The organism is Paraburkholderia sp. J69-1 (genome assembly GCF_905220255.1).
Classification (GTDB): Bacteria; Pseudomonadota; Gammaproteobacteria; order Burkholderiales; family Burkholderiaceae; genus Paraburkholderia.
In genome coordinates this window covers 181,875-194,534 of sequence record NZ_CAJMZG010000006.1, presented here as the reverse complement: position 1 = coordinate 194,534, position 12,660 = coordinate 181,875, and the positions used below count along the sequence as shown (strand labels likewise).

The 12,660-nt window shown below is 64.6% G+C and carries 12 protein-coding genes; 10 read left to right on the top strand and 2 right to left on the bottom strand.

Features of this window, described 5'->3' with window-relative positions; genetic code table 11:
- Positions 1-13: 13 nt before the first annotated feature.
- The 7 genes from U5A67_RS12985 (at position 14) to U5A67_RS12955 (ending at position 6,635) form a co-directional block, all read left to right on the top strand.
- Complete coding sequence (locus U5A67_RS12985) at positions 14-994, top strand: quinone oxidoreductase (RefSeq protein WP_321814840.1); 981 nt, start codon at positions 14-16, stop codon at positions 992-994.
- Between the two features lie 9 nt (positions 995-1,003).
- The gene (locus U5A67_RS12980) at positions 1,004-1,852 is read left to right on the top strand and encodes a TauD/TfdA dioxygenase family protein (RefSeq protein ID WP_205987633.1); all 849 of its coding nucleotides are present in this window, start codon (positions 1,004-1,006) and stop codon (positions 1,850-1,852) included.
- A 69-nt stretch (positions 1,853-1,921) separates the two neighbouring features.
- Positions 1,922-2,980 (top strand): 3-keto-5-aminohexanoate cleavage protein, encoded by a 1,059-nt coding sequence (locus tag U5A67_RS12975; protein WP_321814841.1) that lies wholly within the window; start codon positions 1,922-1,924, stop codon positions 2,978-2,980.
- Between the two features lie 14 nt (positions 2,981-2,994).
- Entirely contained in the window at positions 2,995-3,612 is a 618-nt protein-coding gene (locus U5A67_RS12970; protein ID WP_321814842.1) for an RBBP9/YdeN family alpha/beta hydrolase, read from the top strand.
- 119 nt (positions 3,613-3,731) lie between these two features.
- Complete coding sequence (locus U5A67_RS12965; RefSeq protein WP_321814843.1) at positions 3,732-5,006, top strand: MFS transporter; 1,275 nt, start codon at positions 3,732-3,734, stop codon at positions 5,004-5,006.
- A gap of 129 nt (positions 5,007-5,135) precedes the next feature.
- The gene (locus U5A67_RS12960) at positions 5,136-6,260 is read left to right on the top strand and encodes a porin (protein ID WP_321814844.1); all 1,125 of its coding nucleotides are present in this window, start codon (positions 5,136-5,138) and stop codon (positions 6,258-6,260) included.
- 57 nt (positions 6,261-6,317) lie between these two features.
- A complete protein-coding gene (locus tag U5A67_RS12955) occupies positions 6,318-6,635 on the top strand; it encodes a BON domain-containing protein (RefSeq protein WP_321959703.1) in 318 nt (105 codons plus the stop codon).
- Between the two features lie 27 nt (positions 6,636-6,662).
- Here U5A67_RS12955 and U5A67_RS12950 read toward each other — a convergent pair whose 3' ends face one another.
- Together U5A67_RS12950 and U5A67_RS12945 are read right to left on the bottom strand one after the other, a co-directional pair.
- Complete coding sequence (locus tag U5A67_RS12950; protein WP_321814846.1) at positions 6,663-8,018, bottom strand: hypothetical protein; 1,356 nt, start codon at positions 8,016-8,018, stop codon at positions 6,663-6,665.
- A 231-nt stretch (positions 8,019-8,249) separates the two neighbouring features.
- Positions 8,250-9,308 carry a LacI family DNA-binding transcriptional regulator gene (locus U5A67_RS12945; RefSeq protein ID WP_321814847.1) on the bottom strand — a complete coding sequence of 353 codons (1,059 nt, stop codon included), beginning with the start codon at positions 9,306-9,308 and terminating at the stop codon, positions 8,250-8,252.
- Between the two features lie 170 nt (positions 9,309-9,478).
- Here U5A67_RS12945 and U5A67_RS12940 point away from each other — a divergent pair, with 170 nt between their 5' ends.
- Genes U5A67_RS12940 through U5A67_RS12930 form a run of 3 tightly spaced genes read left to right on the top strand, consistent with a single transcriptional unit; the run spans position 9,479 to position 12,132 of the window.
- Positions 9,479-10,552 carry a fatty acid desaturase family protein gene (locus U5A67_RS12940; protein WP_321814848.1) on the top strand — a complete coding sequence of 358 codons (1,074 nt, stop codon included), beginning with the start codon at positions 9,479-9,481 and terminating at the stop codon, positions 10,550-10,552.
- A gap of 34 nt (positions 10,553-10,586) precedes the next feature.
- Complete coding sequence (locus U5A67_RS12935) at positions 10,587-10,895, top strand: MocE family 2Fe-2S type ferredoxin (RefSeq protein ID WP_205987648.1); 309 nt, start codon at positions 10,587-10,589, stop codon at positions 10,893-10,895.
- 4 nt (positions 10,896-10,899) lie between these two features.
- Positions 10,900-12,132, top strand: a complete 1,233-nt coding sequence (locus U5A67_RS12930) for an NAD(P)/FAD-dependent oxidoreductase (RefSeq protein WP_321814849.1) — start codon at positions 10,900-10,902, stop codon at positions 12,130-12,132.
- Positions 12,133-12,660 lie beyond the last annotated feature (528 nt).

Sequence of the window (12,660 nt, the reverse complement as noted above, 5' to 3'; positions counted from 1 at the left end):
CAGGAGACACGAAGTGGCCCATGCAATCCGATTTCACGAGACGGGCGCGCCCGACGTCATGCGCTGGGAGGAGGTGGCCGTCGGCGCGCCGGGCGCGGGCCAGGTGAGGCTGCGCCACGAGGCGGTCGGACTGAATTTCGCCGATACGTATTTCCGCAGCGGGCTTTATCCGGTGCCGCTGCCGGCCGGCATGGGCGTGGAGGCGGCGGGCGTCGTGGAAGCGGTGGGCGCGGGCGTGAGCGGCGTGGCGCCGGGCGATCGCGTGACCTATACGGGCTTCGTCAACACGCTGGGCGCGTACAGCACCGAGCGCCTGATTGGCGCCGATTCCCTCATCAAACTGCCCGACGCGATCGCCTGCGAAACGGCGGCCGCCATGACCATGCGCGGCCTGACCGCTGCGTACCTGATGCGCCGCATCTGGCCGCTCGCGCCGGGCGAAACGATCCTTGTGCATGCCGCGGCGGGCGGTGTCGGTTTGATCCTTTGCCAATGGGCCAAACTGCTCGGGCTCACGGTGATCGGTACGGTGTCGAGCGAGCAGAAAGCGGCCGTGGCCCGCGCGCACGGCTGCGATCACGTCATCTTCTACACGCGCGAAGACGTGGCGAAGCGCGTGCGCGAACTGACCGATGGCGCAGGCGTGGCCGTGGTGTACGACAGCGTCGGCAAGGACACGTTTGCGGCTTCGCTCGATTCGCTCAAGCGGCGCGGACTGCTGGTGTGCGTGGGCACGGCCTCGGGCAAGGCGCCCGCCTTCGAGCCGCAGATGCTGGCGATGAAGGGCTCGCTCTATGTCACGCGTCCGGCGCTGGCCGACTACATCGCCGATCCCGCCGAAAAAGCCGCGCTCGCCGATGAGATTTTCGGTCACGTCGCGGCCGGGCGCATCCGCATCGAAATCAATCAGCGTTATGCGCTCGAAGATGCCGTGCAGGCGCATCGCGATATCGAGGCGCGCCGCACGACCGGTTCGTCGGTCTTCACGCTCTGAGGAGGCGCGATGAAAGTCGAGCAATTGACCTGCGCGATCGGCGCGGAACTGGTGGGCGTCGATCTCGCCGATGCCGTGCACGACGACGGCCTGTTCGCCGCGATCAAGGCGGCGCTGCTCAGGCATAAGGTGCTGTTCCTGCGTGGCCAGACGCTCTCGCGCGCGGAGCACGTAGCGTTTGCCGAGCGTTTTGGCGCGCTGGAAGATCACCCCGTTGCGGGCAGCCATCCCGATCATCCGGGTCTGGTGCAGATCTACAAGACGCCCGATCACCCGAACGATCGCTACGAAAACGCCTGGCATTCCGACGCCACCTGGCGCGCCGCGCCGCAAATGGGCGCGGTGCTGCGCTGCGTGGAATGCCCGCCGGTAGGCGGCGATACCATGTGGGCCAATATGGCGCTGGCCTATGAAAAACTGCCGGAGACCGTGAAGGCGCAGATCGCGGATCTGCGTGCGAATCACAGTATCCAGTCGAGTTTTGGCGCAGCGATGCCGATCGACAAGCGGCTCGCGTTGAAAGCGCAATATCCCGATGCCGAACATCCGGTCGTGCGCACGCACCCCGAAACCGAAGAGAAAGTGCTGTTCGTCAACGGCTTCACGACGCATTTCGTCAACTATCACACGGCTGCGCGCGTGCGTATCGGCCAGGACCACAACCCCGGCGCGGGCCAGTTGCTGCATTACCTGATCAGCCAGGCCTACGTGCCCGAATACCAGGTGCGCTGGCGCTGGCAACCGGGCAGCGTGGCGATCTGGGACAACCGCAGCACGCAGCACTACGCCGTGATGGATTACCCGCCGTGTCATCGCAAGATGGAGCGCGCGGGCATTATCGGCGACATTCCGTATTGATACGGATGCCGAATCAATTATCGGTTTATCGATTCATTCATCGTACAAAAAAGACATTGGAGCCCGCACATGCAATTCTTCGACGATTCGCTGCATCCCGAGAACATGGACAAGGTCGTGATCACGGTGGCGCCTTATGGCCCCGAGTGGATGCCCGAGGACTTCCCGGAAGATATTCCGGTGACGATGGACGAGCAGGTGCAGAAAGCGGTGGACTGCTATAACGCGGGCGCAACGGTGCTGCATCTGCATGTGCGCGAGCTGGACGGCAAGGGTTCGAAACGTCTGTCGAAATTCAACGAGCTGATTGCCGGCGTGCGCAAGGCCGTGCCCGACATGATCATCCAGGTGGGCGGCTCGATTTCGTTTGCGCCGGAAGACGACGGCCAGGCCGCCAAATGGCTCTCCGACGATACGCGCCACATGCTGGCCGAACTCGAACCGCGCCCCGACCAGGTGACGGTCGCCATCAACACCACGCAGATGAACATCATGGAGTTGCTGTACCCGGAGTATCTGCATGGCACGTCGCTGGCGAATCCGGCCTTGCAGGCGGCCTATGCGGAGATGACGGTGCCGGCGGGCCCGGCGTGGGTCGAGGAGCATCTGCGCCGCCTGCAGAACGCGGGCATCCAGCCGCATTTCCAGCTCACGGGCATTCACGCGCTGGAGACGCTGGAGCGGCTGGTGCGCAAGGGCGCGTATCGCGGTCCGCTCAATCTCACGTGGATCGGCATCGGCGGCGGTTTCGACGGCCCGAATCCGTTCAACTTCTTCAACTTCGTGCACCGCGCGCCGCAAGGCTGCACACTCACCGCCGAGTCGCTGCTCAAGAATGTGCTGCCGTTCAACATGATGGCGATGTCGATGGGGCTGCATCCGCGCTGTGGGATCGAGGATACGATCATCGGCCAGCATGGCGAACGCATGAGTTCGGTGCAGCAGATCGAGCAGTGCGTGCGCGTGGCGCGCGAACTGGGGCGCGAGATCGCCAGCGGCAAGGAGGCGCGCGCGATTTACCGCATCGGCACCTTCTACGACGACGTGGATACGACGCTCGCCGCCAATGGCTATCTGCCGAATCGCGCGCTCGCGTCGGGCCTCGGGCTCGTGAAATCGGCGGCGTGAACGGGAAAAGCACCATGACGCACACCATCAGGCGCGAACCGTGGGTTCTGATCGTCCCGGGTCTGCGCGATCACATCGAGCAGCATTGGCAGACGCTGCTGGAGGCGCGCTTGCGAGCCGCGCGCCGGCCTGTGGCGGCGGTCGCGCCGATGGGTCGTGCCGATCTCGATTGCGCCGCGCGCGTGGACGCGATAGAAGCAGCGGTAAGGTCCTGCGTTCGCGCGAGCGCAGCGCCGGTGGTGATCGTCGCGCACAGCGCCGGTTGCCTTTCGGTCGCACACTGGGCGCGCCGATATCCGCGCACGGCCAGCGAAGCGATACGTGGCGCGTTGCTGGCGGTGCCGCCCGATTTCGACACGCCGATGCCCGAGGGCTATCCGCAAGCCGACGCGCTGGCGGCTGCGAGCTGGCTGCCGGTGCCGCGCGAAGCCCTGCCGTTCGCGTCGATCGTGGCGGCAAGCGGCAATGATCCGCTCGCCCGTCATGCGTGGGTGGGCTCGATCGCGCGCGACTGGGGCAGCGAGTGCGTCGAACTAGGCGATGTGGGGCATCTGAATCCGGCCAGCGGTCACGGCGAATGGCCGGCCGCCGAGGGGCTGATCGAAGTGCTCGCGCGGCCTGGCGCGTTGTGACGGCTTGCGCGTAGTGTCCAGAACACGCACCCGGAATACATGCCAGGCACAAGCGCCAGGCACAAGACCCTGAAACAAGCCCCTGAAACAAGCGAACACACAAGGAGACGAACGTGGGAATGCAAGCGACCATCGCGATCGGCGAAGCCGACGCGGCCGCGCCAGATGTACCCAGGGTCTACGCCTGGTGCGTTTTCGCGCTGACCTTCGGCCTGCTGCTCGCGGATTACATGTCGCGCCAGGTGCTCAACGCGGTGTTTCCGCTGCTCAAGGCGCAATGGCAGCTTTCGGATACGCAGCTGGGTTCGCTCAGCAGCATCGTCGCGCTGATGGTTGGGCTGCTGACCTTTCCGCTGTCCCTGCTCGCCGATCGCTGGGGCCGTGTGCGCAGCCTGATCCTGATGGCCGTGCTCTGGAGTCTCGCCACGCTGGGCTGTGCGGTCTCGGCGAACTACGGCCAGATGTTCGCGGCGCGCTTCTTTGTGGGCGTGGGCGAAGCCGCCTACGGCAGCGTGGGTCTGGCGGTGGTGCTCAGCGTGTTTCCCGCCCATCTGCGCGCGACGCTTTCGGGCTCGTTTCTCGCGGGCGGCGCATTCGGTTCGATGCTCGGCATGGCGCTTAGCGGCATCGTCGCGGCGCATCTGGGCTGGCGCTGGTCGTTCGCGACGATGGCCGTGTTCGGACTCCTGCTGGCCTCGCTTTACCGGCTCGTCGTGACGGAGCGGCGCATCGCGCCACGTGGGCTCAACGCGCAACGCACCGCGCGGCCGCGCTTCACACCGCGCAGCATTGCCAATGCCTTATTCGCAACCAGAGCCGTGATCTTCGCGTATGTGGGCTGCGGCATTCAACTGATCCTGCCCGGCGCGCTGTTCGCGTGGCTGCCGAGCTACCTCGTGCGTGCCTACGACATGCGTCTCGACCGCGCAAGCGTGATCGCCGCGTTGTTCGTGCTGACTTCGGGTTTGGGCATGATCGTTTGCGGCGCGTTGACCGACCGCATCAGCCGTCATCGGCCTGCGCGCAAATGGACGATGGCGGCGCTCTTTTGCGCTGCCTCGCTGGTTGCGTTCGCAACGGCTTTCCATCTGCCGCCGGGCACGCTGCAACTTGTGCTGATCGGCGGCGGCATGTTTATTACCTCCGGCGCGTGCGGGCCTACGGGCGCGCTGGTGGCCGAACTCACGCCGCCGGACATTCACGGCACCGCCATGGCGCTCTGGGCGCTCGCCAATAATCTGCTGGGCCTGGCGGCCGGGCCCGTGATTACCGGCTTGCTCGCCGATCACATGGGCTTGCATGCCGCGCTGGAATGGATTCCTTTCGCGGCGCTGGCTTCCGCGCTGCTGTTCGCGGCGGGCCGGCGCAGCCATCTGCGCGTATTGCGCCGATAAAGCACACCACGCATCGCAACACGCCCGCGATCCCTATAAGAAAAATACGCGGGCACAACGAGATCGGGCCGGCACGTATCGGCACGGGCAATGGGCCTGCACAGGCCATCGGAGATCTGAGGAGACGCAATGAGAAAGCAGTGGAGTGCTGTGGCCGCCTGCGCGGCCATGGCGGGCGCAGCGCACGCGCAATCTTCGGTGACGCTGTATGGCGCCATCGATACCGGGCTGTTCTATCAAAGCTCGTTCGCGGCCTCGTTTTCGCCGGCCGCGAAAAACCTGGGCCACGTTTATGCCTTGAAAGACGCCGGTATTTACGCAAGTTTCTGGGGCATCAAGGGGAGTGAAGATATCGGCGGCGGCTACAAGGTCAATTTCCGGCTGCAGGGCGTGTTCAATAGCGGTAACGGCAAACTGGGTCTCGCCGATACCACCGGCGCCACCGCCGTATTCAACCAGCAGACGACGATAGGCGTTTCCGGGCCGTTCGGCTCGATCGACGTCGGACGGCAATTCACGCCCATGATCTACGCGATGGCCGAAACCGACGTGCGCTCGGCGCAATATTTCGGCAGCATCCTGAGTGCGTGGCTGGGCATGAACCAGGTGGCGGGCTGGTCGGGCACGAACACCAACGTGCCGGTGGGCGCGCTCTACGATAGCAATGCCATCGTCTGGCAATCGCCGAAATGGCAGGGCGCTTCGCTTGCGCTCGAATACGCGCCGGGCGGCGTGCCGGGGCAGATCCAGGGCGGCACGCGCGAATCCGCCGTGCTCAAGTATTCGAATTACGGCCTGAATCTGGCTGCGGTGTACTACAACGCGCACGATACGAATCTGGCCGCCAATGTGCCGTCAACCGGCCTCGACAATAACCGGCTTTATTACTTCGGCGCGAAATACACGTTTCATGGGCTGTCGGTTTCGGCGTCGTATGGTATCGGCAAAAATCCGTCGAATACCGGTCACGCCGATTTTCAGCTGGTTTCGGCCGGGCTTGGCTACCAGTTCACGCCGTTTTTTCGTGTGACGTCGGGCTTTTATTATCTGCGCGACCGGAATGATTCGGCGAATCATTCGGCCGAATATGCGATTGGCGCGGAATACAACCTCTCGAAGCGCACGCTGCTCTACGCGCAGGCGGGTTATGTGGCGAATCGCGGCAACATGAACCAGGCGATTACCTATGGCGAACCGGTCGCGCCCAGTATTTCGACCACGGCGGCGATGCTCGGCGTTCGCCATACGTTCTGAGTCTCACGGTAGCCATCACGCTCGGAGAAGTCGATGAGATATAGAGGAATCCTGTTTATGATTGCCGCGCTTTCTGGGCTGGTTTCGCTGCAAGCGCTGGCGCAGACCCATGCCGCGCCGGTTGCGCCATCGACTGCGAAGGATGCCCGCAAGGCCAATCGTGCGCTGAGCCGCAAGGTCTATGCGGCGATAGCGCAGCACAAGGAGATCGACGCGGGCAATATCAGCGTCGTAGCGCGAAACGGTGCGATCACGCTCGATGGCACGGTGAGGGAGGCCAGCCAGATCGATGCGGTGAGCGCCATCGCTCGCGCAGTGCCGGGCGTGACGGCCGTCACGAACCGGCTTTCGGTGCTGCGGCCGATGGGGGGATGACGCAGGACTTGCGTGCCACGCGTGCACCTATGCGGCGGCGCGGCGGCTACGCGCCGCCGCGATCCCCAGTGCGCGGCGCTTCAGATTGACGGTCTTGGCCGACAGACCAATGCGCTTGCCCAGTTCGAAATCGGAAATCTGGCCCAGCAGGGCAAGCTCCTCTTCGGTCCACGCGTGCCGCACGGGCGCAATGCCCAGTTCGGTGCGCTTCTTGTAGACGGTGGTATTGCTGCAGCCGATGCGCTCGGCGATCACCGCGTCGCTGACCTTGCCGAGTAGCGCAAGATGCTCCTCGCTCCATTGCAGGCGCGCACGCACGGGCGGCAGGCCGCGCCGGATGCGCTCGCTGCGCACGGCGTTGTAGCTCTTGCCGTAGCGCCAGGCCAGTTCCAGATCGGGCATCGTGCCGACCAGCGCAAGCCCTTCGGTCAGCCAGTTGCCCACGGTCTGGCCAGGCGGCAGACCATGAGCCTGCGCGCCGCCCGCTATGCCTGTCACGCCCACTACGCCTGCCACGCCGCTGTGCGGATGCCGCCTGCGGCCGCGTTCGGCAACCGCCGCAAGGCCGAGCTTGCGCCGCTGCAAGCGCACCGTCACCGTCGCCAGCCCGATGCGCCTCGCGAGCTTCGCATCGGGAATCTGGCCGAGCAGTTGCAGTTCCTCGGGGCTCCATTGATGCCGCGCGCGTTCAATGCCCAGATATCGACGCTTCTTGTTCACGACGGTTTCCGAAAGATTCAGCCGCAGTGCGACCTTGGCGTCGGACAGGGTGCCGAGCAGCGCGATCTCGTCTTCGGTCCAGACGTGCACGGTCTTGCAGGGGGGAATGCCGCACGCGACGCGCGCCCGCACGATCACGCCGGTGCTGACGCCTGCCTGACGCGCCAGCGTGGCGTCGGGCAGCTTGCCGAGCAAGGCCAGCGTTTGCACATCGAGCTCGATGGCGCGCGATTTGGGCGCGATGCCCAGCCTGTGCCGCATCGCGCCGATGGTCTGCGGCACGACGCCGAAGCGCTGCGCTGCGTCCACGTCGGTGATCTTGCCGAGCAGGGCGATTTTTTCGCTGGTCCAGCGATGGCCGACGACGCCGCGCTCGCGCGCCGACTCGATGCCGAGTGCGCGCCGCTTGGCGCTCACCGTGGGCAGCGAGGCGCCGGTGATGTGCGCAACCTGGGCGTCGGTCATCGTGCCGAGCAGCGCGACGACCTCGGGCGGCCACTGGTAGCGCGGCGGTCGGCCCCGGCGGTCGCGACGCTGCGCAGGGCGGGCGTTGGGCCGGCTTTCCGCGGGCGTGGCGCAACGCTGGGGCGGGCTGGATGTGACGCGCGGGGCTTGCGGCACGCCCGACGAAGGAGAATCGCTAATCAAAGGAAAGACGCGCATTTATTTTGTCATCCTGATTAATGAGAGTGGGAACTTCGGCGCGGCGAGGGTCGCCGTCGATCAGCCTGATCGACGCGCCGGGCGCGAGCCGAAGATTTAACTAGGGTGGGATAAAGATGTCTTTTGGAATACCCGAAAAATCCGAATTTTTATGTTTTCGGGTTCAGGTACGGCTCAAGACCGTCGCCGTTTGAGCTTGGCTTGATCTTCGACAAGTTCGGTCAGGGTCGGTCAGGTTCGCAGGTAGGCGCTCTGCCGCACGTTCGCGGAGCAGAACAGGCGGAATTCCACCGGCTCGTCGGCGCCCGCGCGCTCGACGATGCCGCACGCGTGCAGCGCATGCTGCAGGGCGGAGATGACCTGGCCGTCCGGGTCCTGGTCGATGACGATGTCCATGATGCCGGCGTCGATGTACTGGCGGTGCGCATCGAACATCTCATGGCCGATCCAGACCACCTCGCCCGCAAGCCCCGCCTTGCGCAGGGCCGCTTCGATGCCCGCCGATCCATAACCCGTGTTGTAGATGCCAGCGAGCGGCCCGCGCCGCAGGGCCGCGCTCACGGCCTGATAGCAGCGGTCGTCCTGATCGAGCGACTCGACGCTGGCGCTTTCGCAGACCAGATGCCCGTAGTGCGCGGCGATCTGCGCGCGGCAGCCTTCGATGCGGTCGGCGTGCGCGCGGTAGTCGAGCCGCGCGGGCAACAGCAGCACGCGCCCAGGCTTCGCCAGCCGCCCGAGAAAGTAGCCGGCGGTCTGCCCGGCGCGCAGATTGTCGATGCCCGCATAGTGCAGCCGGTCGATACCGCCGATGTCGGTGACCATCGTCACCACGGCTTCGCCGCGCGCGATGGCGGCCGCGAGCGCCGCGCGCACCTCGGGCGTGTCCTGGGCGGTGACGATCAGCGCCGCGCGAGGGTGACGCGAGCGGCCGATCGAAAGCGGCAGGCGCGCTTCGTCGGCGGCGGACAGCATGGTGCGGTGCACGATCACGCGGCGGTCCAGCATCTGCGTCGAGCGTTGCAGCGCCTCGCGCAGACGGCGGAAGAACGGCGAGTCGCTGCTGGGCACCAGCACATCGATATGGATGAGCCCGTGCTGGGTATCCGGCAACAGGCGCGGCACCGCAAGCTGGCGGGCCGCGGCGATCACGCGCTCGCGCGCCTGCGCCGAAACGCTGCCGCGCTCGTTGAGCACCCGGTCGACCGTGGTGGCGCTCACACCGGCCAGTTCGGCGATTTCGACGAAACGCGCGGTGCGTTTGCGCCAGCGCTGCGGGCTGTCTTCGGGCACGGTGTCTCCAGATCGGCGGAACAAGAAAAACGCCATGCTGCGAGAAAGACGAAATTTCGTCAATTTTCCCGTTGAGGTCGGCGCGTTGCTGGCCTATTTTCGTGACATAAGTTTTCGTGACACGAGTTCCGCGCCAAAGAAGCGGAACCAACCTGGACAAGGAGACACAGGTGGCGCCTACCGGAAACACCCAGAATACGGCCGCGGCGCGCAGCGCCTACCGGCTGATTGGCGGCGCGGGCGAACGTGCGCGGGCCGCGGGGCTTGTCAACGCGCAGTGGTATCAATGCGCGGTGCCGCGCCCGGTGATGAAGCGATTGATGCAGCGCAGCGACGCGCGAGCGATCCGCGACACGCTGCTCTGGTACGCCGCGATCGTGGCGAGCGGCGCGCTCGCCGGACTGGCCTGGCACCTGCATTCGCTCTGGGCGATTGCGGCCTTCTTCGTGTACGGCACGCTGTATTGCAGCCCGGCCGATTCGCGCTGGCACGAGTCGGGCCACGGCACGGCCTTCAAGACGCGCTGGATGAACGACGTGCTGTATCAGATCGCCTCGTTCCAGGTATTCCGGCGCGCCACGGTCTGGCGCTGGAGCCACGCGCGCCATCACACCGATACGCTCGTGGTGGGCCGCGACCCGGAGATCGGCGCGCCGCGTCCGACCGACTGGCCCGGCATCGCGCTCAACGTATTCGCCATCAAGCACGTCTCGCATGAATTGCCGAAGATGGTGAGCGCCGCCTTCGGCAAAGTGGGCGCTGAAGAAGAGACCTTTATTCCTGCATCCGAATGGCCGAAGGTGGTGCGCGAGGCGCGCGTGAGCCTGAGTGTCTACGCGCTGGTGATTCCGGCGTGCATCGGCTTCCATTCGATTTTGCCGCTGCTTTATATCGGCTTGCCGAGCCTCTACGGCGCATGGCTTTATCTGTATTTCGGGCTCACGCAGCACGCCGGCATGCCGGAGAACGTGCTCGATCATCGACGCAATTGCCGCACGGTGCGGATGAACCCGCTGTTCCGCTTTCTGTACTGGAACATGAATTACCACGTCGAACACCATATGTTTCCGATGGTGCCGTTTCATGCGCTGCCGGATCTGCACGAAATCGTGAAGCACGACATGCCGCCGCCTTATAGCAGCACGCTGGCCGCCTATGCGGAGATTATCCCGGCGCTGGTGCGTCAGACGCGCGACCCCGAGTACGCCGTCGCGCGACCAATCCCGGAAACGGTGCGAGCCTGAAAAATCAGTACACCCTATAAAACTGGAGACAACCATGACACAGTGGATCGACGCGGCGGCGCTGGACGATATCGAAGACGAAGACGTGATGCGTTTCGATCACGCGGGGCGTACCTTTGCGATTTATCGCATCGGCGACGATGTGTACGCGAGCGACGGCCTTTGCACACACGAACAGGTGCATCTGGGCGACGGACTCGTGATGGGGCATGTGATCGAATGCCCGAAACACAACGGCCGATTCGACGTGCGCGATGGTCGGCCGCTGAGCGCGCCGGTTTGCGAAAAGCTCAAGACCTGGCCCGCGAAAGTCGAGGGCGGGCGCATCCTGATCGAGGTGTGAAACGATGAACACCGAACGGGTGATGACGATCGTCGGCGCGGGACACGCGGGCGGGCGCGCGGCGCAGACGCTGCGCGAAGCGGGGTGGACTGGTGGCATCGCGATGATCGGCGCGGAGCGGCATTTGCCTTACGAACGCCCGCCGCTTTCCAAAGGTTTGTTGACGGGCGAGCGCGAAGCGCAGCAATGCCAGTTGCGGGCGCCGCATGCGTGGCGCGACGATCGGATCGAGCATGTGGTGGGCAAGGTGCAGGCGATCGATCCGCAGGCGCGCACGCTGCAACTCGCCAATGGCCGCAGCGTTGGGTATGAAGCGTTGCTGCTGGCGACGGGTGGGCATTTGCGTCGGTTATCGATTCCGGGGGCGCAACTGGAGGGCGTGGTGGGGCTGCGCACGCTGGACGATGCTGCGGCTTTGGCGCCGCGTTTTGAAGAGCAGGCGCGGGTGGTGGTGATTGGCGGTGGGTTTATCGGACTGGAAGTGGCGGCTTCTGCGCGGGCGCGCGGGTGTCGTGTGTGTGTTGTCGAAGGCGCTGCGCGATTGCTGGGACGCTGTGTGCCGGCTGCCATTGCGGCGCAGGTGCAGGCGTTGCATGAGCGTCATGGCGTGCGTGTTGTGCTGGAGGTGTCGCCTGTTTCGATTACGCGTAGCGATGATGGCGCGCTTGCTGTTTTGCTGGATTCTGGCGAAGTGCTGGAGGCGGATACGGTGGTGGTGGGAATCGGTATCGAGCCTGCCGATGAGCTTGCGCGCGAGGCTGGGTTGGAGACTGCGCGGGGCGTTGTGGTGGGTGAGACGCTGGAGAGTTCTGTGGCGGGTGTTTTTGCGGCTGGAGATGTGGCGGTGTTTCCCAGCCGGTTGGGGGAGCATCGGATTCGGCAGGAGACGTGGCATAACGCGCAGTCGCAGGCGTGTGTGGCGGCGCGCAATATGCTGGGTGCTGGGGAGGTTTATCGCGAGACGCCGTGGTTCTGGTCGGATCAGTTTGATCGGCAATTGCAGGTGGTGGGGGAGCCGGCTCTCGGTGTGCGGGAGGTTGTTAGGGATGTGGCGGGGGATGGGCGTGTTTATTTTGCTTTTGATGTTGGGGGGCGGCTGGTGGCGGCTAGTGGGTTTGGGGCGGTTTCCGGGTTTGCGAAGGAGATGCGCGTGGCGCGGTTGATGGTGGAGCGTGGGGTGGCTGTTGATGGTTTGGTGCTTGCTGATCCGCTTGTTAAGTTGAAGAGTTTTATTTGAATTGCTGTTGCTGTTGCTGTTGTTGGCATTTCCTTGAATTCGTGTCGGTCTATTAGCGTCGCCCCTGTGCGGGGCGGCACCTACTTTTCTTTGCAGCGGCAAAGAAAAGTAGGCAAAAGAAAGCCGCTCACACCGCCAGTGTGACGCAGTCCACAAACCGCCGTTTAGGGGGAAAGGTATAGGAGCATCCGGTCCCTCGCACCCTACCACTGAGTGACAAGGCGCCCGCCCACCCGGGGGCGCTACGCGCCCCGAGGGGCATAACGCAAACCGAAGGTTTGCTGGTTTCCGTGGCAAACCCGACCGTTGCGCGCGCAGCGAGCAACGGGATGTATGACGGCTTTGTCACTACCTTTGAAGGTGCGAGATGCCGGATGCTCCTACACCATTCCCCCTTAAAGGCTGGTTGTGGACTGCGTCATATTGGCGGTGTGAGCGGCTTTCTTTGCCTACTTTCTTTGCCGCCGCAAAGAAAGTAGGTGCCGCCCCGCACAGGGGCAACGCTAATAGACCGACACGAAAACAAGG